General features: G+C 69.8%; 26 protein-coding genes and 2 rRNA genes. 15 read left to right on the plus strand and 13 right to left on the minus strand.

Features of this window, described 5'->3' with window-relative positions:
• Positions 1–177: 177 nt before the first annotated feature.
• Genes ABZZ79_RS12575 through ABZZ79_RS12585 form a run of 3 tightly spaced genes read left to right on the plus strand, consistent with a single transcriptional unit; the run spans position 178 to position 3,888 of the window.
• Positions 178–2,412, plus strand: a complete 2,235-nt coding sequence (locus ABZZ79_RS12575; RefSeq protein WP_356688889.1) for an RNA degradosome polyphosphate kinase — start codon at positions 178–180, stop codon at positions 2,410–2,412.
• On the plus strand, positions 2,393–3,439 hold the full coding sequence (locus ABZZ79_RS12580; protein WP_356688890.1) for a CHAD domain-containing protein: 1,047 nt from the start codon (positions 2,393–2,395) through the stop codon (positions 3,437–3,439). Before ABZZ79_RS12575 ends, ABZZ79_RS12580 begins: the two co-directional genes overlap by 20 nt.
• 26 nt (positions 3,440–3,465) lie before the next feature.
• The gene (locus ABZZ79_RS12585) at positions 3,466–3,888 is read left to right on the plus strand and encodes an NUDIX hydrolase (protein WP_356688891.1); all 423 of its coding nucleotides are present in this window, start codon (positions 3,466–3,468) and stop codon (positions 3,886–3,888) included.
• Position 3,889: 1 nt separating this feature from the next.
• On the opposite strand, the gene ABZZ79_RS12590 is transcribed toward ABZZ79_RS12585, so the two are convergent.
• Positions 3,890–4,063 carry a hypothetical protein gene (locus ABZZ79_RS12590; protein ID WP_356688892.1) on the minus strand — a complete coding sequence of 58 codons (174 nt, stop codon included), beginning with the start codon at positions 4,061–4,063 and terminating at the stop codon, positions 3,890–3,892.
• A 146-nt stretch (positions 4,064–4,209) separates the two neighbouring features.
• Here ABZZ79_RS12590 and ABZZ79_RS12595 point away from each other — a divergent pair, with 146 nt between their 5' ends.
• Positions 4,210–5,034: a hypothetical protein gene (locus tag ABZZ79_RS12595; RefSeq protein WP_356688893.1), complete on the plus strand. Its 825-nt coding sequence runs from the start codon at positions 4,210–4,212 to the stop codon at positions 5,032–5,034.
• 99 nt (positions 5,035–5,133) lie between these two features.
• Positions 5,134–5,310, plus strand: a complete 177-nt coding sequence (locus ABZZ79_RS12600; RefSeq protein WP_356688894.1) for a hypothetical protein — start codon at positions 5,134–5,136, stop codon at positions 5,308–5,310.
• Positions 5,311–5,359: 49 nt separating this feature from the next.
• Here the strand turns inward: ABZZ79_RS12600 and ABZZ79_RS12605 are convergent, their stop codons facing one another.
• On the minus strand, positions 5,360–5,707 hold the full coding sequence (locus ABZZ79_RS12605; RefSeq protein ID WP_356688895.1) for a metal-sensitive transcriptional regulator: 348 nt from the start codon (positions 5,705–5,707) through the stop codon (positions 5,360–5,362).
• Between the two features lie 231 nt (positions 5,708–5,938).
• Here ABZZ79_RS12605 and ABZZ79_RS12610 point away from each other — a divergent pair, with 231 nt between their 5' ends.
• Positions 5,939–6,559 (plus strand): DUF47 family protein, encoded by a 621-nt coding sequence (locus ABZZ79_RS12610; RefSeq protein ID WP_356688896.1) that lies wholly within the window; start codon positions 5,939–5,941, stop codon positions 6,557–6,559.
• 9 nt (positions 6,560–6,568) lie between these two features.
• On the plus strand, positions 6,569–7,567 hold the full coding sequence (locus ABZZ79_RS12615; RefSeq protein WP_356688897.1) for an inorganic phosphate transporter: 999 nt from the start codon (positions 6,569–6,571) through the stop codon (positions 7,565–7,567).
• A gap of 837 nt (positions 7,568–8,404) precedes the next feature.
• Here ABZZ79_RS12615 and pstB read toward each other — a convergent pair.
• The 5 genes from pstB to ABZZ79_RS12640 form a co-directional block, all read right to left on the minus strand.
• Positions 8,405–9,181 (minus strand): phosphate ABC transporter ATP-binding protein PstB, encoded by a 777-nt coding sequence (gene pstB / locus ABZZ79_RS12620; RefSeq protein WP_356688898.1) that lies wholly within the window; start codon positions 9,179–9,181, stop codon positions 8,405–8,407.
• A gap of 47 nt (positions 9,182–9,228) precedes the next feature.
• Positions 9,229–10,290, minus strand: coding sequence for a phosphate ABC transporter permease PstA (pstA, locus tag ABZZ79_RS12625; protein ID WP_356688899.1), 1,062 nt, complete (start codon positions 10,288–10,290; stop codon positions 9,229–9,231).
• On the minus strand, positions 10,287–11,294 hold the full coding sequence (gene pstC / locus ABZZ79_RS12630) for a phosphate ABC transporter permease subunit PstC (protein WP_356688900.1): 1,008 nt from the start codon (positions 11,292–11,294) through the stop codon (positions 10,287–10,289). Before pstC ends, pstA begins: the two co-directional genes overlap by 4 nt.
• A gap of 133 nt (positions 11,295–11,427) precedes the next feature.
• Complete coding sequence (pstS, locus tag ABZZ79_RS12635) at positions 11,428–12,555, minus strand: phosphate ABC transporter substrate-binding protein PstS (RefSeq protein WP_356688901.1); 1,128 nt, start codon at positions 12,553–12,555, stop codon at positions 11,428–11,430.
• Between the two features lie 382 nt (positions 12,556–12,937).
• On the minus strand, positions 12,938–13,102 hold the full coding sequence (locus ABZZ79_RS12640) for a hypothetical protein (protein WP_356688902.1): 165 nt from the start codon (positions 13,100–13,102) through the stop codon (positions 12,938–12,940).
• 7 nt (positions 13,103–13,109) lie between these two features.
• Here ABZZ79_RS12640 and ABZZ79_RS12645 point away from each other — a divergent pair, with 7 nt between their 5' ends.
• Positions 13,110–14,525 (plus strand): FAD-binding oxidoreductase, encoded by a 1,416-nt coding sequence (locus ABZZ79_RS12645; protein ID WP_356688903.1) that lies wholly within the window; start codon positions 13,110–13,112, stop codon positions 14,523–14,525.
• A gap of 19 nt (positions 14,526–14,544) precedes the next feature.
• Here the strand turns inward: ABZZ79_RS12645 and ABZZ79_RS12650 are convergent, their stop codons facing one another.
• The 3 genes from ABZZ79_RS12650 to ABZZ79_RS12660 all read right to left on the minus strand — a co-directional run bounded on the left by ABZZ79_RS12650 (position 14,545) and on the right by ABZZ79_RS12660 (position 17,620).
• A complete protein-coding gene (locus tag ABZZ79_RS12650; RefSeq protein WP_356688904.1) occupies positions 14,545–15,255 on the minus strand; it encodes a phosphatase PAP2 family protein in 711 nt (236 codons plus the stop codon).
• Positions 15,256–15,486: 231 nt separating this feature from the next.
• On the minus strand, positions 15,487–16,449 hold the full coding sequence (locus tag ABZZ79_RS12655; RefSeq protein ID WP_356688929.1) for a bifunctional lytic transglycosylase/C40 family peptidase: 963 nt from the start codon (positions 16,447–16,449) through the stop codon (positions 15,487–15,489).
• Between the two features lie 244 nt (positions 16,450–16,693).
• The gene (locus ABZZ79_RS12660; RefSeq protein ID WP_356688905.1) at positions 16,694–17,620 is read right to left on the minus strand and encodes an oxidoreductase; all 927 of its coding nucleotides are present in this window, start codon (positions 17,618–17,620) and stop codon (positions 16,694–16,696) included.
• An 89-nt stretch (positions 17,621–17,709) separates the two neighbouring features.
• Between ABZZ79_RS12660 and ABZZ79_RS12665 the strand changes: the two genes are divergently transcribed.
• The 7 genes from ABZZ79_RS12665 (at position 17,710) to ABZZ79_RS12695 (ending at position 25,742) form a co-directional block, all read left to right on the plus strand.
• Positions 17,710–18,318 carry a TetR/AcrR family transcriptional regulator gene (locus ABZZ79_RS12665; RefSeq protein ID WP_356688906.1) on the plus strand — a complete coding sequence of 203 codons (609 nt, stop codon included), beginning with the start codon at positions 17,710–17,712 and terminating at the stop codon, positions 18,316–18,318.
• Between the two features lie 285 nt (positions 18,319–18,603).
• Positions 18,604–18,912 carry a hypothetical protein gene (locus ABZZ79_RS12670; protein WP_356688907.1) on the plus strand — a complete coding sequence of 103 codons (309 nt, stop codon included), beginning with the start codon at positions 18,604–18,606 and terminating at the stop codon, positions 18,910–18,912.
• Between the two features lie 191 nt (positions 18,913–19,103).
• Positions 19,104–19,928 carry a hypothetical protein gene (locus ABZZ79_RS12675; protein WP_356688908.1) on the plus strand — a complete coding sequence of 275 codons (825 nt, stop codon included), beginning with the start codon at positions 19,104–19,106 and terminating at the stop codon, positions 19,926–19,928.
• The gene (locus ABZZ79_RS12680; RefSeq protein ID WP_356688909.1) at positions 19,918–21,243 is read left to right on the plus strand and encodes a hypothetical protein; all 1,326 of its coding nucleotides are present in this window, start codon (positions 19,918–19,920) and stop codon (positions 21,241–21,243) included. The genes ABZZ79_RS12675 and ABZZ79_RS12680 overlap by 11 nt, the downstream gene beginning before the upstream one ends.
• Positions 21,240–22,799 (plus strand): SCO6880 family protein, encoded by a 1,560-nt coding sequence (locus ABZZ79_RS12685; RefSeq protein WP_356688910.1) that lies wholly within the window; start codon positions 21,240–21,242, stop codon positions 22,797–22,799. Before ABZZ79_RS12680 ends, ABZZ79_RS12685 begins: the two co-directional genes overlap by 4 nt.
• Before the next feature lie 6 nt (positions 22,800–22,805).
• Entirely contained in the window at positions 22,806–24,212 is a 1,407-nt protein-coding gene (locus ABZZ79_RS12690; RefSeq protein ID WP_356688911.1) for an ATP-binding protein, read from the plus strand.
• 15 nt (positions 24,213–24,227) lie between these two features.
• The gene (locus tag ABZZ79_RS12695) at positions 24,228–25,742 is read left to right on the plus strand and encodes a TraM recognition domain-containing protein (RefSeq protein ID WP_356688912.1); all 1,515 of its coding nucleotides are present in this window, start codon (positions 24,228–24,230) and stop codon (positions 25,740–25,742) included.
• Between the two features lie 4 nt (positions 25,743–25,746).
• Here ABZZ79_RS12695 and ABZZ79_RS12700 read toward each other — a convergent pair whose 3' ends face one another.
• The 3 genes from ABZZ79_RS12700 to ABZZ79_RS12710 form a co-directional block, all read right to left on the minus strand.
• Positions 25,747–26,298 (minus strand): GNAT family N-acetyltransferase, encoded by a 552-nt coding sequence (locus ABZZ79_RS12700; RefSeq protein WP_356688913.1) that lies wholly within the window; start codon positions 26,296–26,298, stop codon positions 25,747–25,749.
• A 70-nt stretch (positions 26,299–26,368) separates the two neighbouring features.
• Positions 26,369–26,485 (minus strand): 5S ribosomal RNA (rrf, locus tag ABZZ79_RS12705).
• 73 nt (positions 26,486–26,558) lie between these two features.
• Positions 26,559–26,631 (minus strand): 23S ribosomal RNA (locus ABZZ79_RS12710); the annotation flags it as partial.

Consider the following 26,631-nt stretch of genomic DNA (forward strand, 5'->3'; position numbering starts at 1 on the left):
CCGCTATCCCGTACGCCATGTCGCCGTAACCATTGGTTCAGACGCTCTTGCGAAGCTCAGCCAATGAGCCCAGTCGCCGAGCCCGAGCCCTCGCCGCGCCCGTTCAAGGCCGCCGCCGCGCTCCCGCCCGCGTCCTCCGACGCGCCCGTTTCGCTCATGGCGCGGAAGAATGGGTCCATGAGTCAGCAGAACGCCCAGGCAGAGGTCCAGCACGCACAGCCCCCCGTGGGCTCCATAGCCGCGCACCGCCCGCACACCGTGGCGGCGGCCACGGTCTCCGATCTGGAACCCGACCTCGACGCGGATCTCGACGCGTACGAGGAGACGCAGGACGACGGGGTCCAGCTGCCGCAGGGCCGGTTCCTGGACCGGGAGCGCAGCTGGCTCGCGTTCAACGAACGGGTTCTGGAGCTCGCCGAGGACCCGAACACGCCCCTCCTGGAGCGGGCGAACTTCCTGGCGATCTTCGCCAGCAACCTCGACGAGTTCTTCATGGTCCGGGTGGCCGGTCTGAAGCGCCGTATCGCCACCGGCGTCGCCACCCGGTCCGCCTCCGGACTCCAGCCCGGCCAGGTGCTGGAGATGATCTGGGCGCGCTCCCGCGAGCTCATGGCACGGCATGCCGCCTGCTTCCACGAGGACGTCGCCCCCGGGCTCGCGGAGGAAGGCATCCACCTGGTCCGCTGGAGCGAGCTGACGGAGAAGGAGCAGGCCCGCCTGTTCACCCTGTTCCGGCACCAGATCTTCCCCGTGCTGACCCCGCTGGCGGTCGACCCGGCGCACCCCTTCCCGTACATCTCGGGCCTGTCGCTGAACCTGGCCGTCGTGGTGCGCAACCCGGTCAGCGGCCACCGGCACTTCGCCCGTGTGAAGGTGCCGCCGCTGCTGAACCGCTTCCTGGAGTCCAGCCCCGGCCGCTTCGTCCCCATCGAGGACGTCATCGGCGCGCACCTGGAAGAGCTGTTCCCGGGCATGGAGGTGCTGGAGCACCACGCCTTCCGCATCACCCGCAACGAGGACCTGGAGGTCGAGGAGGACGACGCCGAGAACCTCCTCCAGGCCCTGGAGAAGGAACTCATGCGGCGCCGCTTCGGGCCGCCGGTGCGCCTGGAGGTCGAGGAGTCCATCGACCGCGAGGTCCTGGACCTGCTGGTGCGCGAGCTGAAGATCAGCGAGGCCGAGGTCTACCCGCTGCCCGGCCCGCTCGACCTGACCGGCCTGTTCCGCATCCACGGCCTGGACCGGCCGGAGCTGAAGTACCCCAAGTTCGTCGCGGGCACCCACCGCGATCTCGCCGAGGTGGAGTCGGCCTCCCCGCCGGACATCTTCGCCGCGCTGCGCAGCCGGGACGTGCTGCTGCACCACCCCTACGACTCGTTCTCCACCTCGGTGCAGGCCTTCCTGGAGCAGGCGGCCGAGGACCCCGACGTCCTCGCGATCAAGCAGACGCTGTACCGAACCTCCGGCGACTCCCCGATAGTCAACGCGCTCATCGACGCCGCCGAGGCCGGCAAGCAGGTCCTGGTCCTGGTCGAGATCAAGGCCCGCTTCGACGAGCACGCCAACATCAAGTGGGCGCGCAAGCTGGAGGAGGCCGGCTGCCACGTGGTCTACGGCCTGGTCGGCCTGAAGACGCACTGCAAGCTGTCGCTGGTGGTCCGCCAGGAGGGCGACACCCTGCGCCGCTACAGCCACGTCGGCACCGGCAACTACCACCCCAAGACGGCCCGCCTCTACGAGGACCTGGGCCTGCTGACGGCGGACCCGCAGGTCGGCGCGGACCTGTCGGACCTGTTCAACCGGCTCTCGGGCTACTCGCGCCGCGAGACCTACCGCAGGCTGCTCGTCGCGCCCAAGTCGCTGCGCGACGGCCTGATATCGCGGATCAACAAGGAGGTCCAGCACCACCGTGCCGGACGTCCCGCGTACGTCCGTATCAAGGTCAACTCGATGGTCGACGAGGCGGTCGTCGACGCGCTGTACCGGGCGTCCCAGGCGGGCGTCCCGGTCGATGTGTGGGTGCGCGGCATCTGTGCGCTGCGCCCCGGGGTGGCGGGCCTGTCGGAGAACATCCGGGTCCGCTCGGTGCTCGGCCGTTTCCTGGAGCACTCGCGGGTCTTCGGCTTCGGCAACGGCGGCGAGCCCGAGGTGTGGATCGGCAGCGCCGACATGATGCACCGCAACCTCGACCGCCGTATCGAGGCCCTGGTCAGGGTCGTCGACCCGGCCCACCGCGCCGCGCTCAACCGGCTGCTGGAGACCGGCATGTCCGACACCACCGCCTCCTGGCACCTGGGCTCGGACGGCGAGTGGACCCGGCACGCGACGGACGCCGAGGGCCAGCCGCTGAGGAACGTCCAGGAGATGCTCATAGACGCCCGGAGGCGCAGGCGTGGCACAGCAACACCTTGAACCGACGGACCCCTTGGCCCAGCCGGTGGCCGGAGAGTCCCTCGCGGACTATCTCCGCTCCCAGGCCACGGAGTTCCTGCGCGCCCTGCGCCAGCACCGGGAGACCGGCGTCGGCAGCAGCGGTTCGCAGGAGTCCGTCGGAGCGGCGCGCTCGCTGCGCCGCTCGGCCCGCCGCATCAGCGGCAGCCTGCACACCTACCGTCCGCTGCTGGACGCCGACTGGTCGGAGGGCATGCGGCCCGAACTCGCCTGGCTGTCGGGCACGCTGGCGGCCGAGTACGACTGCGCGGCCCGGCTGGAGCGCCTGCTGACCGCGCTGCACCGGCTGTCCGGCTCGGTGACCTTGCCCGCCCAGACGGCGGGCACCCCGGGCGGGGCGCCGCCGATGCCGGAGCGCGGCAACCTCACGGTGGGCGCGGCGAAGGCGGGCGCGCTGCTCGACCGCCAACTGACGCTGGCCCGCACCCGGGCGCACTCCACCGCGCTCCAGGCGCTCGGCAGCAGCCGCTTCCACGCGGTCGCCGACAAGGTCGCCGTACTGGCCAGCGAGGTGCCGCTCACTCCGGCGGCCCCGGACGCCGACCTGCGCGCGCACGCGGCGGCCGCCGAGGAGCGGCTCTCCGACGCGATCGCCGGGCTGCCGCTGGTCACCGCGGGCAGCCCGTACAACGCCGAGGCGCTGATCCACGGCCTGTCCCCGGACCCGGCCCCGCACCCGCAGGACGGGCCGTGGCACCAGGTCCGTCTGCTGCTGCGCCTGCACCGCTACGCCCTGGAGGTGCTGTACGGGCACGGTCAGGACGCCCCGGTGAACGTGCGGCTGCTCGCGGCCGGGCAGGCGCTGAACCGGCACCGGGACGCCTCGGAGGCGGCCGCCGCCGCGGCCCACGCGGCGCGCACCCCGCGTATCGCCCCGGCGACGGCGTACGCCCTCGGAGTGCTCCACGCCGACCAGCGCCATGAGGTGGAGGCGGCGCGCTTCGCCTTCCAGCAGTCCTGGCAGAAACAGACGGTGAGCACGTCCTGAGCGCTGACGAGGGCGGTGAATCCCGGGTGACACCCCAGACGACGAGCACCACTCCGATCCAGGCGGCCGGCTGCGTGCTGTGGCGCCGCTCCCCGTTCGGCGAGGGGCTGGAGATCTGTCTGGTGCACCGCCCCAAGTACGACGACTGGTCCCATCCCAAGGGCAAGTTGAAGCGCGGCGAGGACGCGCTCACGGGCGCCCTGCGCGAGGTGGTGGAGGAGACGGGCTACACCGCCCGTCCGGGCGAAGAGCTCTCCACCGTCCACTACTTCGCCAACGGGCGCCCGAAGCAGGTCCGTTACTGGGCGGCCGAGGCCACGGGCGGCGGCTTCCTGCCGAACACGGAGGTGGACCGCATCCTCTGGCTCTCCCCGGCCACGGCCCGCGACCGCCTCACCCAGCCGCGCGACCGCGAACTCGTGGAGAAGCTGCTGCGCACACTGTGCTGACTCACCGGGCGGCCGCGTGTCCCTCCGCGTCCGCGCGGGCCAGACTGCGGGCGCGGCGGGCGGGGCCGCGCCAGCCGCAGATGCAGCGGGCCACGCAGAACGGCCCCTGTTCGACGGTGGTCGTACGGTGCTCGGCGTGGTCCTGAGTGGACGCGAAGCGCTCGTGCTGAGTCACACCGACAACGTTACCCAGACCGGATGAACAGCGGGTTCACGGCATCCCCTGCCGACCCCGGCCGACCGCGTGACGACGCCCCCTACCCGTCGTTAACCGTCACGACAGGGGCGCGTGACGGACCTACGGCTGGGGGTCGGCAGGCGATGGCGGAGAGGCAGCACGGCAAGGCGGGCGGAACGGTCGTGGCGGCGGGCCTGATGGCCTGTGTCTGTCTGGGCACGTCCGGCTGCGGGGGCAGCGGGGAGGCCGCCGAGGACCCGGTGCACACGCTGCACGAGGCCGCCGACGCGCTGGTGGACGCCGAGAGCTCCCGGGCGCGTACGTCGATGGAGATGGCGACCGGCGGCACCCGGGTCACCATCCGGGGCGAGGGCGTGTACGACTACACCCGCCGGCTGGGCCGGCTGAAGGTGCTGCTGCCGCAGGACCCGGCGGGCCGCGCCGAGCACCGCCCGATCACCGAGCTGCTGGCGCCCGGTGCGCTGTTCATGAAGAACCGGGGCGCGGGCGTCCCGGCCGACAAATGGGTGCGGGTGGAGACGGCCACCCTGTCCGACGGCAATCTGGTCACCGGCGGGGCCACCGACCCCTTCGCGGCGGCGGAGGTGCTGCGCGGCACCCGCACGGCGAAGTTCGTCGGCATCACCGACCTCGCCGGCACCGAGGTCCGGCACTACACGGGCACGGCGGATCTGACGGTGGCGGCGCGAACCGCCTCGGCGGACGGCCGGGCCTCCCTCGCGGCGGCGGCGAAAGGGTTCGCGACGGCGGTCGTCCCGTTCGACGTGTTCCTCGACGCGGAGGGCCGGATCCGCAAGGTCAGACACCGTTTCAGCTTCGTCAACGGCCACCGGAAGGACACGGTGGCGGTGGCCTCGACGACTCTCCTCTACGACTTCGGCACCCCGGCCGACGTACGCCTGCCGGACGACGAGGACATCTACGCGGGCCGGATCGCGGAGGAGTAGAGGAGCACCGGACCGGTATGAGAACTAGCCCGTCCGTGCCATGCGCGGTCCGTGGACGGCTCCCTACTCTAGAGAGTCGGTGACGGCGGAGAAGAGGTGATGCGCGTGGCTCCGGTCGGCGGTACGGCGGTGCAGGACCACGTGGCCCTCGCCGAGATCGAACTGTGCGGTGAGCTGATCATCGCGGCGTCGACGGCCGACGAGGACCGGCTCAGTCTGGAGAGCATCGACGAGGTGCTGCGGGTGGCCGAGCTGCGAGAGGCGGCGGGCGGCTGAACATCACCGCCCGCCGTGGCGAACCCCCCGGGTCATCGGTCAGGCCGTGTCAGGTGCGCAGCATCCGCCCGATGGCCTTGGTGGCCTCCTCCACCTTGGCGTCGATCTCGGCGCCGCCCTTGAGGGCCGCGTCGGCGACGCAGTGCCGCAGGTGCTCGTCGAGCAGTTGGAGGGCGAAGGACTGCAGGGCCTTGGTGGAGGCGGACACCTGCGTGAGTATGTCGATGCAGTAGACGTCCTCGTCGACCATGCGCTGCAGGCCGCGGATCTGGCCCTCGATCCGGCGCAGACGCTTGAGGTGCTCGTCCTTCTGCTTGTGGTACCCGTGCACTCCGTGGTCGTGGTCGGTCACCACGGCCTCGGCGGCCGCCTCTGCACCGGCCTCGGTGGTCGTCATCACGGCCTCCCAATCAAGACGAGCTAGTCAGTATATACCCCCGGTGGGTATATGTTACCGAATATCGCGGGTATGACGCCCTGTGGCCGACACCACCCCGGACAAGGCTTGCCCGCCCACCTGCCGATAACTCTGCCCGATGGGCGACACTGGGGGACGGCCCGATAGCCGTGGCCGAATGATGCGCCTAGCATCAGCCTGACCGAAACCGAAGCATCCCGAGGACCACACGTGCGCTTTCGTCTGACCCCCAGGGAGACGAGCTTCTACGACATGTTCGCCGCGTCCGCGGACAACATCGTCACGGGCTCGAAGCTCCTGATGGAACTGCTCGGGGCGGACGCATCCGCCCGGGCTGAGATCGCGGAGCGTATGCGGGCAGCGGAACACGCCGGTGACGACGCCACACACGCGATCTTCCACCAGCTGAACTCCTCGTTCATCACGCCCTTCGACCGCGAGGACATCTACTCCCTCGCTTCGTCCCTCGACGACATCATGGACTTCATGGAGGAGGCCGTCGACCTGGTCGTCCTCTACAACGTCGAGGAACTGCCCAGGGGCGTCGAGCAGCAGATCGAGGTCCTCGCCCGCGCGGCCGAGCTGACGGCCGAGGCGATGCCCAACCTGCGCACGATGAACAACCTCACCGAGTACTGGATCGAGGTCAACCGGCTGGAGAACCAGGCCGACCAGATCCACCGCAAGCTGCTCGCCCACCTCTTCAACGGCAAGTACGACGCCATCGAGGTGCTCAAGCTCAAGCAGATCGTGGACGTCCTCGAAGAGGCGGCGGACGCATTCGAACACGTGGCGAACACGGTGGAGACCATCGCGGTCAAGGAGTCCTGAGGCCCGTCCATGGACACCGTCGCTCTGGTCGTGACCATCGGGGTCGCGCTCTTCTTCACGTACACCAACGGCTTCCACGACTCGGCGAACGCGATCGCGACGTCCGTCTCGACCCGGGCCCTGACCCCCCGCGCCGCGCTCGCCATGGCGGCCGTGATGAACCTCGCGGGTGCCTTCCTGGGCTCCGGCGTGGCCAAGACGGTCTCCGAGGGCCTGATCGAGACGCCCGAGGGCTCCAAGGGCATGGGCATCCTCTTCGCCGCCCTCACCGGCGCGATCACCTGGAACCTGATCACCTGGTACTTCGGCCTCCCCTCGTCCTCCTCCCACGCCCTGTTCGGCGGCATGGTCGGCGCGGCCCTCGCGGGCGGCACGACGGTCTACTGGAGCGGCGTCCTCGACAAGGTCATCATCCCGATGTTCGTCTCCCCCGTGGTCGGCCTGCTGGCCGGTTACCTGGTGATGGCGGCCATCATGTGGATATTCCGCCGGGCCAACCCCCACAAGGCCAAGCGCGGCTTCCGTATCGCCCAGACCGTCTCGGCGGCCGGCATGGCCCTCGGCCACGGCCTCCAGGACGCGCAGAAGACCATGGGCATCGTCGTGATGGCCCTCGTCATCGCCGACGTCGAGGACTACGGCGACCCGATCCCGATCTGGGTAAAGATCGTCTGCGCCGTGATGCTCTCCCTCGGCACGTACGCCGGCGGCTGGCGCATCATGCGCACGCTTGGCCGCAAGATCATCGAGCTCGATCCCCCGCAGGGCTTCGCCGCGGAGACGACCGGCGCGTCGATCATGTTCACCACGGCCTACCTCTTCAAGGCCCCCATCTCCACGACCCACGTCATCACCTCGGCCATCATGGGCGTCGGCGCGACAAAGCGCGTGAACGCGGTCCGCTGGGGTGTCGCCAAGAACATCGTCCTCGGCTGGTTCATCACCATGCCGGCAGCGGCCTTCGTGGCCGCGGGCGCCTTCGGCGTGCTCAACCTGGCCTTCCTCTAACCCAAGGCCCCCGCCCGAGCACCTCCAGAGGGAACGTTTCTCCCGCCCCCCAACCGTGCCCCTACGGGGCTGAGGCGGGGACGTCACGCACTCGTCACGACGAGGTGCCTCCCGCAGCGGGGAGGGGACCCACAGCCCCCGTGCCACCCCCAGCACACACATGCCCGCGACGGCGGCGCGAGCGGCAGGCGGGGGGCATCACCCAACTCGGCGCCACGAGGTACCGCCGCGCCCACCCGTGCCGCCCCGAGCGGCACGCATGCCCGCGGCTGAGTGTGCGGCACGCAGCCCGCGGCGAACGCGGAGGCGGGGGCATCACGCAACTCGGCACTACGAAGTGCCACCGCGCCCACCCGTGCCACCACCAGCTGCACGCATGCCCGCGGCTGGGTGTGGCGGGAAGCCGCGTACGGCGGGGAGGGGGCGGGGCGGGGGGTGTCTGCCCGCAGCGGACGGCGGTAACCGCCCTCAGCCGATGCGAGGGGCCAGAACGGCGGACCGAGGACGGACACCCCCCGGCCCGCCCCCGCACCACCCACCCGGAAGCAGCGCTGCCCCCACCCCCACCGAACAGCAACGGGCCGCCGCAGGCACCCGGCAGACAACAAGCGCGGCAGGCACCCGGCAGACAACAAGCGCCGCAGGCACCCGGCAGGCAACAAACGCGGCAGGCACCCGGCAGACAACAAGCGCCGCAGGCACCCCGCAGGCACAGAGCCGCCGCAGGCACCCCGCAGGCAACACGAAATGGGCCCGCCCCCCGGGAGCCAGGGGGCGGGCCCTTTTCAACCTCGCGGTGGCACCGCCATGCAGCACCGCGAGGGGATCAGGGAAGGATCATCCGAAGCGGCCGGAGATGTAGTCCTCGGTCGCCTGGACGGACGGGTTGGAGAAGATCCGCTCCGTGTCGTCGATCTCGATCAGCCGACCCGGCTGCCCGACCGCCGCGAGGTTGAAGAACGCCGTGCGGTCCGACACACGCGCCGCCTGCTGCATGTTGTGCGTCACGATGACGATCGTGAAGCGCTCCTTCAGCTCACCGATCAGGTCCTCGATCGCCAGCGTCGAGATCGGGTCGAGCGCCGAGCACGGCTCGTCCATCAGCAGAACGTTCGGCTCCACCGCGATCGCCCGAGCGATGCACAGCCGCTGCTGCTGACCACCCGACAGCCCGGACCCCGGCTTCTGCAGCCGGTCCTTGACCTCGTTCCACAGGTTCGCACCCTTGAGCGACTTCTCGACGATGTCGCTCAGTTCGCTCTTCTTGTAGCTGCCGTTCAACCGCAGCCCCGCCGCCACGTTGTCGTAGATCGACATCGTCGGGAACGGGTTCGGCCGCTGGAACACCATGCCGACCTCACGCCGCACGGACACCGGGTCGATGCCCGTCCCGTACAGGTCCTCGTCGTCGAGCAGCACCTTGCCCTCGACGCGGCCACCCGAGGTGACCTCGTGCATACGGTTCAGCGTGCGCAGGAACGTCGACTTGCCGCACCCGGACGGTCCGATGAACGCCGTCACCGAGCGGGGCTCGACGGTCATCGAAATGTCCTCGATCGCTTTGTGGGAGCCGTAGTAGGCGGTCAGTCCGCTGACGTCGATTCGCTTGGCCATGTCTACTTCACTTCCAGAAATTCAGGCTCGGTCGCTGTGTGGCCGCGTCAGCGACCGGTCTTCGGGGCCTTCCAGCGGGCAATGCCACGGGCCACCATGTTCAGGATCATCACGAAGGCGATCAGCGTCAGGGACGCCGCCCAGGCACGGTCGTACGCCGCCTCGGACTGACTCTGCTGGTACTGCTGGTAGATGTACAGCGGCAGCGAGGCCTGTGCGCCCTCGAAGGGGTTGTTGTTGATGAACGGGTTACCGAACACCAGCAGCAGTACCGGGGCGGTCTCACCGGCGATACGGGCGACGGACAACATGATGCCCGTCGTGATGCCACCGATGGCGGTGGGCAGGACGACCTTCAGGATCGTCCGCCACTTGGGCACGCCCAGCGCGAGCGACGCCTCCCGCAGCTCGTTCGGCACGAGCTTGAGCATCTCCTCGGTGGAGCGCACGACCACCGGCATCATCAGGATGGCCAGGGCGAGCGAGCCGGCGAAGCCGAAGGGCTGCATGTCCCACATCAGCATGAGGCTGAGGATGAACAGACCGGCGACGATCGACGGGATACCGGTCATCACGTCGACGAAGAAGGTGACGGCGCGGGCCAGGGCGCCCCGGCCGTACTCGACGAGGTAGATCGCGGTGAGGACACCGATCGGCGCACCGATCGCGGTGGCGAGGGCGACCTGCTCCAGGCTGCCGATGATGGCGTGGTAGATACCGCCACCCGGCTCGCTGTCCGCGACGACACCCATCGAGTGCGTCAGGAAGTAGACGTCGAGGACCTTGGTGCCGCGCTCGACGGTCGCCCAGATCAGCGACGCGAGGGGCACGATGGCGATGACGAAGGAGACCCACACCAGGGACGTGGCGACGCGGTCCTTCGCCTGCCGCTTGCCCTCGACCCGCGCGGCGATGCCGTACGTACCGAAGACGAACAGCAGTGCGGCGATCAGGCCCCACTGGATGCGGCTCTCCAGGCCGGCGGCCAGGCCGATGCCCACGCCGAGGGCGATGGAGCCCGCGGCGATCGCCCAGGGGGACCACTTCGGCAGGCTGGCACCGCGCAGGCTGCTGGCGCGCTTGGTGCTGGCGACGGCTGCGTGGCTCATGCGTTGGCCCCCGAGTACTCCTTGCGGCGGGCGATGATCGCGCGGGCCGCACCGTTGACCAGCAGGGTGATGACGAACAGCACCAGACCGGAGGCGATGAGCGCGTCACGGCCGAAGGGCGTCGCCTCGTTGAACTTGCTGGCGATGTTCTGGGCGAAGGTGCCGCCGCCCGGGTTGAGCAGACTGGCGTCGATGGTGAAGCTCGGGGAGAGCACGGTCGCGACGGCCATGGTCTCGCCGAGGGCACGGCCGAGGCCGAGCATCGAGGCGGAGATCACGCCGGAGCGGCCGAAGGGCAGGACGGCCATCCGGATGACCTCCCAGCGCGTGGCACCGAGGGCCAGGGCGGCCTCCTCGTGCATCTGCGGGACCTGCCGGAAGACCTCACGGCTCACGTTGGTGATGATCGGCAGGATCATGATCGCGAGCAGGATGCCGACGGTGAGCATGGAGCGGGGGGCGCCGCCCTGCCACTCGAAGATGCCGGTCCAGCCGAGGTAGTCGTCCAGCCAGCCGTACAGGCCGTCCATGTGCGGGACGAGGATCAGGGCGCCCCACAGGCCGTACACGATCGACGGCACGGCGGCGAGCAGGTCGATCACATAGGCGATGGGACCGCTCAGCCTGCGCGGGGCGTAGTGGGTGAGGAAGAGCGCGATGGCGACGGCGATCGGGACCGCGATGGCCATGGCGATGATCGAGGACACCACTGTGCCGAACGCCAGGACGGCGATGCCGAAGACCGGCGGCTGGAGGTTGGTGTTCCACTCGAAGGTGGTCAGGAAGTTGCCCTCGTTGTCGCTGAGGGCGAGCGAGGCGCGATAGGCGAGGAAGATCGCGATCGCGGCCATGATCGCAAGCAGCAGGATGCCGGACCCGCGGGAGAGACCGAGGAAGATGCGGTCTCCGGGACGGGTGGCGCCTCGGGCGTTGCGCTTCTGTTCCTTGGCGCCCGGCTGCGGGGCAGGGGGCGGTGCCTGAGTGCTGTTGGTGGTTATGTCCATCGGGTTCTCCGGTCTGCGGAACCGTCCTCACGAGGGCGGCTCGGTGGAGCCGTACTCGTCGTGCGGCCCCTGGCGGCGGTGCACCGGACGGTGCGGTCCGGGCCCCGGAGTGGGGGCCGGACCGCACCGGGGGTCAGCTCAGCTCGTCGATGGTCGTGCGGACCTTGGCGATGATGTCGGCGGGGATCGGCGCGTAGTCGTTGTCGACCAGGACCTTCTGGCCGTCCTCGCTGGCGATGTAGCGCAGGAAGGCCTTGGTGGCGGGCAGGGTGTCCGCCTTGTTGCCCTTGTCGCAGACGATCTCGTAGGTGACCAGGGTGATCGGGTAGGCACCGTCGGCCTTGGTCGCGTAGTTCAGCTTGAGGGCGAGGTCCTTGCCCGTGCCGACGACCTGGGCGTCCGCGATGGCCTTGGTGGCGCTGTCCGTGGAGGCGGTGACCGGCGCGGCGGCACCCGTGTCGAGGGCGACGGTGGAGAGCTCCTTGGCGTAGGAGAGCTCCATGTAGCCGATGGCGCCGGAGTTCTGCTGCACCTGCTGGGAGATGCCCGCGGAGCCGGAGGCCGCCTGGCCGCCCTTGGCCTGCCAGGCCTTGCCGCCCTCGTACTTCCAGTTGTCCGGGGTGGTGGCGATCAGGTACTTGGTGAAGTTGTCCGTGGTGCCGGAGTCCTCGGAACGGTGGAACGCCTGGATCTTCAGGTCGGGCAGCTTCGCGTCGGGGTTGAGCGCCGCGATGGCCTTGTCGTTCCAGTTGGTGATCTTGCTGTCGAAGATCTTCGCGAGGGTCGGCGCGTCCAGGACGAGGTTGTCGACACCCGGGACGTTGTAACCGACGGCGATCGGGCCGCCGACCATCGGGAGGTCGATGCCCTGGCCACCCTGGCAGACCTCCTTCGAGGCGGTCACCTCCTCCGGCTTCAGCGCGGAGTCGGAGCCGGCGAAGGCGACCTGACCCTGGGTGAACGCGGTGACACCGGCGCCGGAGCCGCCGCCCTTGTAGTTGATCTGGACGCCGTTGCAGGCCTGGGTGAAGGCCTTGACCCAGGCGTCGATGGCGTTCTTCTGCGCGGACGAGCCGTCGGCGAGGAGCTGGCCCTTGGCGTCGTCACACTGGACGCTGCCCGCGGCAGCGCTGTTGGGCGCGCCGCTCTCGTTGCTCTTCTCACCCGTGTCGTCGGAGCCGCACGCCGTGAGGGCCAGGGCGCTGGAGACGGCGAGAGCACCGAGGGTGAGGGCCCGCCGGTTCATGCGCTGAAGCTTCACTTTCGGACATTCCTTCCAGGAGCCGCCGTCCTGATCGCGGCGTGCGAGGTCTGGCCGGCGAGAGCGCGATCGAGGCGCGCTCGTCGCCGGGTAAGGCCGAAATTAGGCAGAAGAGGTGAAGCCGCCTATGGCCGGAAGTTAACGGGGGGTGAACCCCTGTGGTCGGTGCGGTTAGGTCACGGAATGCTCACGGGGAGAGCACGCAGAGGTTCCGGCGTGATCCGGCACCACCGAACCACGAGATCCCTCGATCAGGGCAAAACGGACACTGGATCCTGACGCTACACCACCCTTCAGAAGCAAGGGGAGGTGCTGAGCCTGAACCCCTGTCAGCGCGGGAACCCGGTTGCCCGCGTAGCCGTCCCGTTCCACAGGAACGGCGTCAAGGGGAGACGGACATGGAGCGACGGACGTTCATCGGCGGCGGCGTCGCCGCCCTCGCCGCAGCCACCACGGCCGGCTGTACCGGAACGGAACACCCCAGAAGCACGTCCACGTCGCCCAGCTCCGCCCCCGCGTCCTCCTCGTCTGGCTCGTCGTCCTCCACGACGACGATGACAGCGGCAGCCGGCCTGGGTGCGCTCGCCCTCGACCTGGACGGTCCCCTGGTCCGTCCGGGCGACCGGGCCTGGGCGGCGGCCCGGCAGCTCTACAACACCCGCTTCGACTCGCTGAAGCCCTCCGCGGTCGCCTACGTCGCCCACGACGCCGACATCCGCACGGTCCTGTCGTATACAAACGCCCACGGTGTGAAGGTGGCCATCCGCAACGGCGGGCACTCCTACGCGGGCTGGTCCTCGGGCAACGGCCGGCTGATCATCGACGTCTCCAAGCTGAACCGGGTACGCGCGAGCGGCGGAGAGGCGGTGATCGGCGCGGGCGCCAAGCTGATCGACGTCTACCGGGCGCTGGCCGCCAGGGGCGTGACGATCCCGGCGGGCTCCTGCCCCACGGTCGGCGTCTCCGGCCTCGTCCTCGGCGGCGGCCACGGCGTGGTCTCCCGGGCCTACGGACTGACCTGCGACAGCCTCACCCAGGCCACCCTGATCACCGCCGACGGCCGCCGGCTCATCGCGAACGCGCGTGAGAACAAGGACCTGTTCTGGGCACTGCGCGGCGCGGGCAACGGCAACTTCGGCGTCGTCACCGAACTGCGCTTCCGCACCCATGCCGCCCCGCAGGCCGTGGTCGCCTATATGACCTGGCCGTGGTCGAAGGCGGCCGCGGTGATACGGGCCTGGCAGGAGTGGGGACCGAGCCAGCCCGACGAGATCTGGTCCTCGCTGCACCTGGCGAACGCGGCCGGGGGCAGGCCCACCGTCTCCGTCGCCGCCTTCTCCCTCGGCACCTACCGCGAACTGCAGAACGCCGTGGACCGCCTGGCCGACCGCATCGGCGCGTCGGCGACCAACGTCTCACTGCGCCGGCGTTCCTACGAGGAGGCCATGGAGGTGTACGCGGGCTGCTCGTCCTTCGCCAACGACGCGCAGTGCCACCTGCCGGGCTCCACACCGGGCCGTTCCCCGCAGGGCGCGCTCGGCCGTGAGACGTACGCGGCGCGCTCCGACTTCTTCGACCGCTCGCTGTCCTCGAACGGCATCCGCACGCTGATGGCCCAGATCGCGGCCGTGCGCGGCGGCTCCGGCAGCATCGCGCTGACCGCACTGGGCGGGGCGGTCAACCGGGTCTCCCCCACGGCGACCGCGTTCGTGCACCGCCGCTCGCGGATGCTGGCCCAGTACATCGGCGCCTGGCGGGCGGGCACTTCCGGCAGCACGGCCCAGTCCTGGCTCACCGGCGCCCACGACGCGATGCGCCCCTACGCGTCCGGTGCCGCCTACCAGAACTACACCGACCCGACCCTGACGAACTGGCGCAAGGCGTACTACGGCGACGCGGCCGGTCGGCTGGCCCAGCTGAAGAAGCAGTACGACCCGGAGCGGACGTTCACCTTCCCGCAGGCGCTGTAGGGCGTCTGCCGTACCGGCGCTAGGCCGCCAGGTCCCTCTCCGTGGTGGCGGTGGACTCGGCGCGGGCGCCGGGGATCACCGGGTCACCGCCGGCGGAAGGGGGCGTACGCCGCCGGATCAGCCACCCCGCGCGCGGGGAGCTCCCGATCGCGCGGGTCAGCGGGGTGAGCAGGGCCGTGGCGAGCGGGGAGAGCAGCAGGGCCACGGCCGTGCCGAGCGCGAAGCCGCCGATGACGTCGGTCGGGTAGTGCACGCCCATGTAGACGCGGCAGAAGCCCTCCAGGAGGGCGAGCCCTATCCCGACGAGGCCGAAGCGGCGGTTGGCCACGAACAGGCCGACGGCCATGGCCATGGTGATGGTGGCGTGGTCACTGACGAAGGAGTAGTCGGTCTTGCCGGACACCAGGACTTCCAGCCCCTGGTGGTCGAGGAACGGCCGGGGCCGCTCCACGAAGCCTCTTATCGGCACGTTCACCAGGACCGCGATGCCGGCCGCGAGCGGCGCCCACACCAGCGCGGCCACGGAGGAGGCGGCCTCCTCGGCGTCGGCGCGCCGCCGCACGGTCCAACAGCACCACAGCACGAGCAGCACCATGGCGAACAGCAGCCCGTACTCGCCGACGTACTCGACGACCCGGTCGAACCAGTGCGGGGCGTCCTTGGCCAGGCCATTGATGTCGTAGAGCAGCTCGACGTCGGGGTTCGACCCGGATTGCGCGAGTCCAGCCATGGTGCCGCGGCCCCTTCGTCGTCCTTCCGCTCGCGCACACGCGCGTGCCGAGCTCTGCCACCCCCGTGGTGTACGGACCTGTCGACCGTTTCCGTCGGCCCGACCCGTGAACAGGAACGCACGGCCCCTTCAGGTTCGTTCCACACTCCACTGAATGATCACTCAGACGTTATCGAAGAGAGACCCATCGCCGCAGCTCAGGGGGTGGGTTCACGCTCCGTTCGGTCCGTTTCAGACGCCTGTGGGCAGTGCTTTTGCGCCATCCTCGGTGACCCGGGTGGCACCGAAGTACTTGCGGGTGTCGATCGGGTCGAACCGGATGACGGCCCCCGTGCGCGGCGCGTCGATCATGTACCCGCCGCCGACGTAGATCCCCACGTGATCGATGGCCCGGGAATTGTTCGGGTCCGTCGAGAAGAAGACCAGGTCACCGGGCAGCAGTTCGTCCCGGCCCGGATGCGGCCCCGCGTTGTACTGATCGTTCGCCACGCGCGGAAGCGTGATCCCGACACTTGCGTACGCCGCCTTGGTCAGCCCCGAACAGTCGAACCGTCCACCCTGCTCGGCGGTTCCGTTCCCACCCCACAGATAAGGAGTCCCGAGCTTCTTCTGCGCGTAGTGGATCGCCCCGGCGGCCTGCTCGGAGGGATCGACCCGGCTGACGGGGGCGGCGAAACTCGCCTGGAGCGTGGTGATGGTCTTCACATAGTTCTGGGTCTCCTTGTACGGCGGCACGCCCCCGTACTTGATGACCGCGTAGGCCCCCGCGTTGTACGCGGCGAGCATGTTCCGGGTGGTGTCCCCCGGCACGTCCTTGACGTACTTGGCGAGCGAGCAGTCGTACGAGGCCGCCGAGGGGATCGCGTCCTGGGGGTCCCAGACGTCCCGGTCGCCGTCCCCGTCGCCGTCGAGGCCGTGGGTGGCCCAGGTGCCCGGGATGAACTGCGCGATGCCCTGCGCCGCGGCCGGGCTCTGGGCGTTCGGGTCGAAGCCGCTCTCCTGGTACAGCTGGGCGGCGAGCAGCGAGGGGCTGATGGCGGGGCAGAGGTTGCCCCAGCGCTGCACCAGCCCCTGGTATGCGGCCGGCACCGCCCCCTTGGCCAGGGCCCGGCCGCCGCCCCCGACGCCGTTCAGCACGTTCCCGGCGACGATGTACACCCCGATCACGAGCAGCATCACGAAGCTCAGGCCCATGCCGAGCGCGACGCCGCCGATCACCCACACTTTGCGCACGGCTCAACCCTCCCCCATCTCGGGCCTGTTCATGACGACTTCGGCGGTGTGGCCACCGAGTCGGCCATTATTTCGGCCTATTGGGGAGGGTGCCAGGAGGGATGCGTCACGCGCGCGTGGGCGGTCGTAGGAGAAGAGCGGGCGTCACGCGCGCGCGTGGTGCCGTTCCGTTCCGTTCGACAGGGATAAGGAGTGGCGCGCCCGGTCAGGAGCCGACGCCCGTCGGGAAGTGGATGCCCGTCAGTTCCTCGGAGGCCGTCCACAGTCGGCGGGCCGCGTCCGGGTCGCTCGCCGCGCGGGAGCGGCTGACCAGAGTGGGTGCGCCGCGCCACTCGCCGGGGCCGTCGGGGCCGACGTAGCCGGCGCCGGGGAGGTCCTGCGTGGCGGCGTAGAGCGTGGGCAGGGCGCCGGCGGTGTCGGGCTGGGCGAGGAGGACGTTGCCGAGCTGCATGGCGACACGGGTGACCGGGTTGCCCGCGTGGCTCTGCAGGTTGGTGGCGGACCACCCGGGGTGCGCGGCGAGGGCGCGGACCGGGGAGCCGGCCTCGGCCAGCCGACGCTGGAGCTCCAGCGTGAACAGCAGGTTGGCCAGCTTGGACTGCGCGTAGGCGGCCTGCGGGTTGTAGCCGGAGGCCCAGTCGAGGTCCTCGAAGCGGATGCGGGCGCCGCCCCAACGGTGGGCGAGGGAGGCGACGGTCACCACGCGGTCGGTGAGGTACGGCAGCAGCAGGTTCGTCAGCGCGAAGTGCCCGAGGTGGTTCGTGCCGAACTGCATCTCGAAGCCGTCCGCGGTCCTCTGCTCCGGCAGCATCATCACGCCCGCGTTGTTGATCAGCAGATCCAGCGGGCGTTCCTGCCAGTCCTCGGCGAAGGCACGCACGGAGTCCAGCGCGGCGAGATCCAGGCGACGGACCTCGGTGCTGCCGCCCATCGCCTCGGCCGCCTTCCGGCCGCGCTCGATGTCGCGCACGGCGAGCACCACATGCGCGCCCGCGCGCGCCAGCGCCAGTGCGGCGGTACGGCCGATGCCGCTGTTCGCGCCCGTGACGACCGCCGTACGGCCGGAGAGGTCGGGGAGCTGGGAGGCATTCCACTTGGCCGACCCGGACGCCGGCGTACGCGATGAGGACATACCGCCAATGTAGGCAGCGACAACAATGATGTCAATGGCAACACTGGATCGCGTATCACCGACGCTGTCATTGACTACATAGAGCTACGATGCTGACCATGCCCGAGAGCCGCCCCTACCACCACGGAGACCTCCGCGCCGCCCTGCTCGCGAGCGCCGAGGACACCCTGCGGGAGAAGGGGGCCGGCGCGCTCTCCCTGCGCGAACTCGCACGGGCCACCGGCGTCAGCCACGCCGCCCCGGGCCGCCATTTCAAGGACAAGCAGGCCCTGCTCGACGCCCTCGCCCTCACCGGCTTCGAGCGCATGGCGGCCACCATCGACCGCGCCGACGACCCCGCCCTGCCCCTTGAGACCCGCCTGGTCGCCCTGGCCCGCGCCTATCTCCTCTTCGCCGTCGACAACGCGGCGCTGCTGGAGCTGATGTACGCCCGCAAGCACGACCCGGACATCTCCGAGCAGCTCGCGGAGGCCGTGGCGAGCGCGATGACACCGCTGTCCCAGGTGTTCTCCGACGCCCAGGAACGCGGCGAGATCATCCCGGGCGACCCCGACCGCATCACCCTCCTGGCGGGCGCCGCCCTGCACGGCGTGGCCGCCTTCGCCACCACCGGCCATCTCCCGGCCGAGGACGCCCTCGGCTCCCTCGACGAGCTCGTCCACCACCTGCTGCACGGCCTCACCCCCCGCCGGAGATAGCCTTCACCCCGACGGACCGTCACAAGCGGTGCGCCACAAGGGACACGGCGATCAGCCGGCGACAACGGTAAAAGGGGACAACGACGGAACCGCCGACAGGTTCCGCTCAGGCCTCATTGCCCGGCGTGACCTGCCGTGATACACAGAGTGACCAAGCAATCGTACGAAACCCGCCAATCAATGACGCCAAGTCGACATACGACAGCGCCTTTGTCGGCGAGAATGGGCCTGACCTCTGCACACCGCAGGGGATAGCGGAACTACCCACCAGGGGCGGTGACTTACATGCTCTTTGCGGCCGACAAGGGAGACATCAACACCATCATCGGCGGGATCGCTCCGGACTGGGGCCCCTTCGGCAGTCTGGGCAACGAGGCGAAGATCATGATCGAGGTGGTGATGGCGGTCGCCATCCTGCTCTGCCTCGGCATCGCCATCTGGGGCGCGGCGAAGCAACGTATCGGCGCCACCGCCCTGCGCGACACCTTCAGCGCGGAACAGGGCAAGGGTCTGATCATCGCGGGCCTCACGGGCGTCTTCATCATCGGCTCGCTCGGCACGCTGTTCACGATCGTCTACGGCATGGCGGTCTAGCACCTCGTCCCCGGGCACGCCCGGTCCGTACTCCCCACCCACCCATCCGTCGTGCCCACCGACTGAGGTTGCGTCTCCCTGATGTCGAGTCACCACACCACGCCCACGCGGGAACCAGCACGGCTACCGTCGTACTCCTACGTGTTCCGGTACGAGGTGCACCCGTACGACGTCGAGGGAGCGTACGCCGCATGAGCCTGGGAGACGAACACGAAACCGCCGGCGGCTACGCCGGCACGCGCACCCGCCTGCCCGAGGACACCTCCTCCGGCGGCCCCCGCCGCCGCGCCTCCTCCTCCCGCAGCCTCATCACCGTCGTCGCCGTCGTCGTCCTCCTCATCGCCGCGATCGCCTTCGCGAACCGGGGAGGAGACGATTCGTCATCCGACGAGGGGAGCGGGGGCGGGGGCGGGAAGGGCCCGGAGGCTTCGGAGACGGCGGCCACGGGGACGAAGCCGGTGGGGACGGGCAGCGGGGGGATCCCTTCGGGGTTCGCACACGACCAGCAGGGGGCGGAGAGCGCGGCGGCCAACTACGCGGTGACACTGGTCTCGGCCGACATCCTCAAGCCCACGCGGCGCTCGGAGATCGTCCGGCAGCTCTTCGTCTCCGACGAGCAGGCCGCCCTGGAGCAGCAGCTCGACCAGGCGTACACCGAGGAGTTCCTGAACAACATCGGCCTGGACAAGAACGGCAACTCCAAGGACGCTCAGACATACGTCTCGCGCACCGTGCCGATCGGCACCAAGGCCACCAGCTACTCGGACACCGCCGCGTCCATCGAGGTCTGGTGCACCGGAGTGTTCGGCACGGCTGGTGAGACCTCGACCAACCCGGTCACCAGCGACTGGTTCACCATGACCCTCCAGCTGCGCTGGGCGGACGGTGACTGGAAGGTCGACAGCTTCGCCCAGAAGGACGGTCCCGCACCCGTCCCGGGCGACGACAAGGCGTCCAGCGCCGACGAAATGGCAAAGGCCGTCGAGGAGAACGGAGGCTTCAGCTATGCCCGGTAACACGCGCCGCGCGCTCAAGGCCACCGCCGCCGTCACCGTCGTACAGACCGCGCTCGTGCTGCTGGCCACCCGTGCCTCGGCAGCCCCCACCCCCTCGCCCTCACCCTCCGAGGATCGCTGCGACCTCATCGTCGGGCCTGCGAAGAGGTACTGCGAACGCAACGAAGGCGACGGCAGCAACTCCCCCTCCGTAGACCCCACCTCCACCCTGGACCCCCTCTCCTCCCTCGCCCGCGGCTGCGCCGACGCCGCCTCCTGGACGATCGACAAGCTCAGCGGGGCCGTGAACGACACGGCGACCGTGGACTTCACGAACGCGAAGTTCCTCCAGCAGTACGCCGTCGTCTTCGCCGCGTCGACGATCCTCACCCTGCTGCTGTGGCTGCTGGCCGTGGCGAAGCGGGCCGTGCGGGGCGTGCCGCTCACCACGGCGATCTCGGAGGCCATCGGGTTCCTCTGGCTCACCGTGCTCGCCTCCGCGTTCACCCCGCTGATCCTCTACACCGTCGTCTCCGCCACCGACGGCGTCAGCGACGTCCTCGCGGGCACCACCGGCAACCAGACGAACGTGTTCTTCGGCAACTTCTCCGGCGCCCTGAAGAAGGGCGAGGACATCGGCGGCGGCCCGATCATGCTGATCGTGGTGTCGCTGGTCAGCATCCTCGCCGCGGGCGTGCTCTGGCTGGAGCTCGTCATCAGGGCCGCCCTGCTCTACGTCGGCGCCCTGCTCGGCACAGTCGTCTACGCCGGCCTCGTCGACAAGAACCTGTGGGGCCACGTCCGCCGCTGGGCGGGCGTCATGATCGCGGTCATCCTGGTCAAGCCGGTCATCGTCATCGTCCTCGGCCTCGCCGGAGCGCTGTCCGCCGAGGACGGCCCCGACGCCTTCTCCGCGGTCGTCTCCGGCCTCGCGATCATCCTGCTCGCCATCTTCGCGTCCGCGATGATCTACCGCTTCGTCCCCGGCTTCGGCGACGAGATCGCGAACTCCCGCAACAACCGCATCATGCAGGGCGCCGAAGGCAAGGCCGCGGCCGTCATCAGCTCCCCCGCGACCCTCGTCGCCCAGGGCATCAAGACCCACAGCACCCGCGCCGACAGCAACGGCGGCGGCCAGGGCGGGTCCAACACGCCCCGCCCGGCCAACACGGCCGCCGGCGGTGTCGCCGCGCACAGCTCGCGCACCTCGACCGGTGGCGGCGGATCTGTCCCCTCCGCCGCACCCTCGCCCCGCTCGGGCAGCCCGGTGAACACGCCCCACGCCAGCAACACCCGCAACAGCAGTACCAACCGCACGGGAGGTGAAGGGCGTTGACGACCGAGTCCCATCTGTCCCATCCGGTCACGCCCCGCCGTACATATCTGATCGGCCGCGCCCGGCCGAACGCGATCGTCGGACGGAACCGAGAGTCCGGCGAGATCGCGCTCATCATCGGCGGCGCGTTCCTCGGCATGATGTGCGGGCTCCTCGTCCCGGTGCTGTCCCTGCGCATCGTGCTGCTCATGGGCTTCCCGCTGGTCGCCCTGGCAGCGGTCTACGTGCCGTACAAGCAGCGCACGTTCTACCGGTGGTTCGAGATCAACCGCAGCTACAAGCGCGTCCTGCGGCAGGGCACGGCCTACCGTTCGGGCGCGATGGAGGCCGGTACCCGGCTGGACGGGCGCGAGATCGAGATCGGCCCGCCGCCCGGCATCGGCCGCATCAGCTGGCTGGCCGCCCCGTTCGGCCCCGACGAGATCGCCGTACTGCTGCACGCCGACCGGCGTACGGTGACCGCGGCCATCGAGATCGAGGGCCCCGGCGTCGGCCTGCGCGACAGCGAGGACCAGGAGGCCCTGGTCGACCGCTTCGGCACACTGCTCAAGCACGTGGCCAACGGCGACGGCTTCGTCACCCGCATCCAGATGCTCGCCCGCACCCTCCCGGCCGACCCCGACGCCCACGCCAAGGACGTCGCCGTGCGCGGCCACGACAAGGCCCTGCCATGGCTGCAGCAGTCCTACGACCAGCTCCAGTCGATGGTGTCCACCAGCAGCGAGCAGCACCGCGCCTATCTCGTCGCCTGCATGCACTTCACGCGCGAGCTGGCCGCCGAGGCCAACGCCATGGCCCGCGCCTCCCGCCCGCACGGCGGCGGCAAGGTGGACCGGGACGCGGGCCTCGCGGTCGTCATGGCCCGCGAGCTGACCGACATCTGCTCCCGCCTGCAGGAGGCGGACATCCGCGTGCGCCAGCCGCTCGGCCAGGGCCGACTCGCCTCGCTGGTCCACTCCATGTACGACCCCGACCACCCGATCGACCACCTCCAGGCGATGACGAAGCGCAATGCCTGGCCGGCCGAGCTGGACGCGATGGAGCCCACGTACCTGCAGGCCAAGACCCGCGAGTCCAGCACCCGCGCCCCGTGGTGCCATGCCACGGCCTGGGTGAAGGAGTGGCCGATGACGCCCGTCGGCGTCAACTTCCTCGCCCCGCTCCTCGTCCACACCCCGGACGTGATCCGCACGGTCGCCGTCACGATGGACCTCGAACCCACCGAGATCGCCATCGAGCGCATGCTCACCGAGAAGACCAACGACGAGGCCGAGGCGTCCCGCGCCGCCAAGATGAACCGCACCGTCGACCCGCGCGACGTTGCCGCCCACAGCCGCCTCGACCAGCGCGGCGAGGACCTCGCGAGCGGCGCCGCGGGAGTGAACCTGGTCGGCTACATCACGGTCTCCTCGCGCAGTCCCGAGGCCCTGGCGCGCGACAAGCGCACGATCAGGGCATCGGCCGGAAAGTCGTACCTGAAGCTGGAGTGGTGCGACCGCGAGCACCACCGGGCCTTCGTGAACACTCTTCCCTTCGCCACCGGCATCCGGAGGTAGGACCTGATGCGGGATCCGCTGTCCGTCCTCACCGACGCCTTCACCTCCTTCCTGTTCGGGAAGGTCGAGACGACCCGGCTGCCCGTACGGACGTCGACCGGGCAGGCCCAGGCGGTCTACCTGCCGACGGCCGCGCCCGGCCTGGGCGACTCGGGCGTGATCATCGGGCGGGAGGTGTACTCCGGCAAGGGCTACATCTACGACCCCTTCCAGCTGTACGGCCAGCAACTCCCGGCCCCGCACTGGCTGGTACTCGGCGAGTCCGGCAACGGCAAGTCCGCGCTGGAGAAGACGTACGTCCTGCGCCAGCTGCGCTTCCGCGACCGCCAGGTCGTCGTCCTGGACGCACAGGGCGAGGACGGCGTCGGCGAGTGGAACCTCATCGCGCAGGAGCTGGGGATAACGCCCATCCGGCTGGACCCGACGGCGGCTCTCGACCACGGCATCCGGCTCAACCCCCTGGACCCGGCGATCACCACGACCGGCCAGCTCGCCCTGCTCAGGACCATCATCGAAGTGGCGATGGGGCACGGCCTCGACGAACGCTCCGGCTTCGCCCTCAAGGTCGCGCACGCCTTCGTCAACGAGACGATCGTGGAGCGCCAGCCGGTTCTCACCGACATCGTCGAGCAGCTACGGCACCCCGAGCCGGAGTCGGCCGAGGCGATGAACGTCGACATAGACGATGTCCGGGCGTGGGGCCTGGACGTGGCCCTGGTGCTCGACCGGCTGGTCGACGGCGACCTGCGCGGCATGTTCGACGGTCCGACCACGGTCGGCATCGACCTGGACGCGCCGCTGATCGTGTTCGACCTCTCCCACATCGACCGCAACTCCATCGCCATGCCCATCCTCATGGCGATCGTCGGTGTGTGGCTGGAGCACACCTGGATCCGGCCCGACCGCAAGAAGCGCATCTTCCTGGTGGAAGAGGCCTGGCACATCATCAACAGCCCCTTCGTGGCGCAGCTGTTCCAGCGTCTGCTGAAGTTCGGCCGACGGCTCGGCCTGTCCTTCGTCGCGGTCGTCCACCACCTCTCCGACGTCGTGGACGGCGCGGCGGCGAAGGAGGCCGCGGCGATCCTGAAGATGGCGTCGACCCGGACGATCTACGCCCAGAAGGCCGACGAGGCGAGGGCCACGGGCCGGGTGCTGGGTCTGCCACGCTGGGCGGTGGAGATCATCCCGACCCTCACCCCCGGTATCGCGGTCTGGGACGTCAACGGCAACGTCCAGGTCGTCAAGCACCTGGTCACCGAGACGGAACGCCCGCTGGTCTTCACCGACCGCGCGATGACAGAGTCCTCCCAGGACCTGGACGACGCCCTGCACGCGGCCGAGCTGGAAGCGGAGGAGCGGGCGGCGGCCTTCGTGGAGCAGCACCTCGGCGACTCCGAGTCGACGGTGGCATAGGTAGGGAGCGGCGGCGTGAGACCGGAGAACGAGCGCCGGGATGCCCAGGGCGGCATCCCCGACGGCCTGCTGATCGGCATACTCGCGTTCCTCGTCGGCATGACCATGCTCGTCTGGACGGCGACCGGCCTCGCCGCCTGGTTCACCCACGGCACCTGGCCGGGCACGGTCACCTTCGCCCGTACGCCCCTGGCCATGCGTCACCTCGTCACCAGCCCCCACGACGTCGCCGGCGCCTGGCCCGACACCCCGGCCGCCGCCCTCTCCGGCTACGGCCTCTTCTGGGGTCTGTTCATCGGCCAGATGATGATCCTGCTGGTCCTCACGGTGTTCGTCCTCGGCACCTTCGCACGCTGGCGGGCGGTCCGGGCGAGACGCAAGGGGGAGGGGCACGAGAACCGCAAGGGACGGCCGCAGTACGAGGTTCCGCAGCCGAGGGCGGAACACCTGCCGGGCACGGAACACCGCACGCCCGTGGAAGCGGGCCCGAGCGCCAAAGCCGCCGAGGAAGAGCGTCCGACGGCACCCATGTCCCCGCACAAGGAGCCCGCAGCGGAGGTCCCGTCGGCCCCGGCAGCCCTGTTCGGCCCGGAGACGGTGGGCAGTTGGGAACGAGTCCTCGTGGCCACCCGCGAAGGCCGCCACCGGACAGCGACCCAGGCGGTACGGGACGCGGACGGCCCCATCCTGGTCGTCACCTCGAACCCCTCGCTCTGGCAGGACACCAAGGACGCACGGGCAAAACTTGGCCCCACCCTCCTCTACGACCCCGCCCACCTCTGCGACACCCCGGCCAGACTCCACTGGTCGCCCACGACGGGCTGCGAGACCAAGGCGACCGCGGCCGAGAGAGCGAGGGCCCTGCTCACCCCGGTCCGCCCGACGTCCCGGCTCGACCAGGCGGTCAGCGACACGGCCGAAACGCTCCTGCGCAGCTGTCTCCATGCCGCGGCCCTGGACAACCGCACCATCCGTCACGTCCACCGCTGGTCCCAGGGCACCCAGATCCAGGAAGCCGTACGCACCCTCCGTACGCACGTCAAGGCCGCACCCGGCTCGGCGGGCGAGCTGGAGGCGGCTCTCACTGCCCATCCCGAACGCAGGGACATGGCCCAGGAGTTGATCGGCCGGGCGCTGGCCGCGCTGTTCACGGTGAACATCCGCGAGGCGTGCACGCCCAATCGACCCGACGCCCTCGCGCTGGATTCCTTCGTCGCGGAAGGGGGAAGCCTCTATGTGGTCGGCGAGTCCATCGAGGATCCGCGGACCAACCCCGGCGCGATGCCCCTGCTGACGGCCCTCGTCGCAAGCGTGGTCGAGCGCGGCCGGCGCATGGCCGAACGGTCATCCTCCGGTCGGCTCGACCCACCACTGACCCTGGTCCTGGACGACATCGCCGCCGTGGCCCCGCTCCCCCAGCTCCCGGATCTGCTCACCACCGGAGCCGACCGGGGCCTGCGCACCCTGGCCCTGCTGCGTTCCCGGGAGCAGGCCCGCTCCCGCTGGCCGCACGACGAGCTGCCGGTCTGAGCGCTCAGTCGGTATCGGAGTCGAGGACGAACTCCAGCTCCTTCTCACCGGAGGCCGCGCTCAACGGCACGATCACCCCGCTTGGCACGAACCCGATCTTGCGGTAGAAGGCCTGTGCCCGTGTGTTCTCCTCGTGCACGATGAGCCGCACCCGCTCCACGCCCTGCGCCCACGCCCAGTCCAGGCCGGCGGCGAAGAGCACCTCGGTGAGACCGATGCCCCGGCAGTCCGCCTTCACGAACACGCCGACGACATGCCCCTGCTTCCGCTCCACCGGAAACCCGGCCCAGTCCGTCGATCCGGCCTCCTCGATCAGCACGGTCAAGGTGCCGACCCATTCCCCGTCCGGGCCCTCAGCGATGATCTGCTGGCGACCGGTCGCTCCCTCGGCCGCGCCGACGGCGCGCTCCTGCCAGAAGGCGTCCGGGCGGGCCATGGCCTGCTCGTAGGTCTCCAGAAAGGCGAGATGCGCCACGGGATCCTGCAACGCGGTGAGCCGAAGCCTTCTGGCCGCCGGCCACTCGTCTGCGCGTATGGAACGAACCTGGTAGCTCATGTCGGCCACAGTAGCCGAACGCAGAAAACCCCCGTACCGATTAACGGTACGGGGGTTTTCTTCAATGATTGTTCGGCGGCGTCCTACTCTCCCACAGGGTCCCCCCTGCAGTACCATCGGCGCTGTAAGGCTTAGCTTCCGGGTTCGGAATGTAACCGGGCGTTTCCCCTACGCTATGACCACCGAAACACTATGAAACAGACAACCAGCCGGAGCTGTCGTTCGTGGTTTCAGAACCAACACAGTGGACGCGAGCAACTGAGGACAAGCCCTCGGCCTATTAGTACCGGTCAACTCCACACGTTACCGTGCTTCCATATCCGGCCTATCAAC

This window comes from Streptomyces sp. NPDC006458, assembly GCF_040612135.1.
GTDB lineage: Bacteria > Actinomycetota > Actinomycetes > Streptomycetales > Streptomycetaceae > Streptomyces.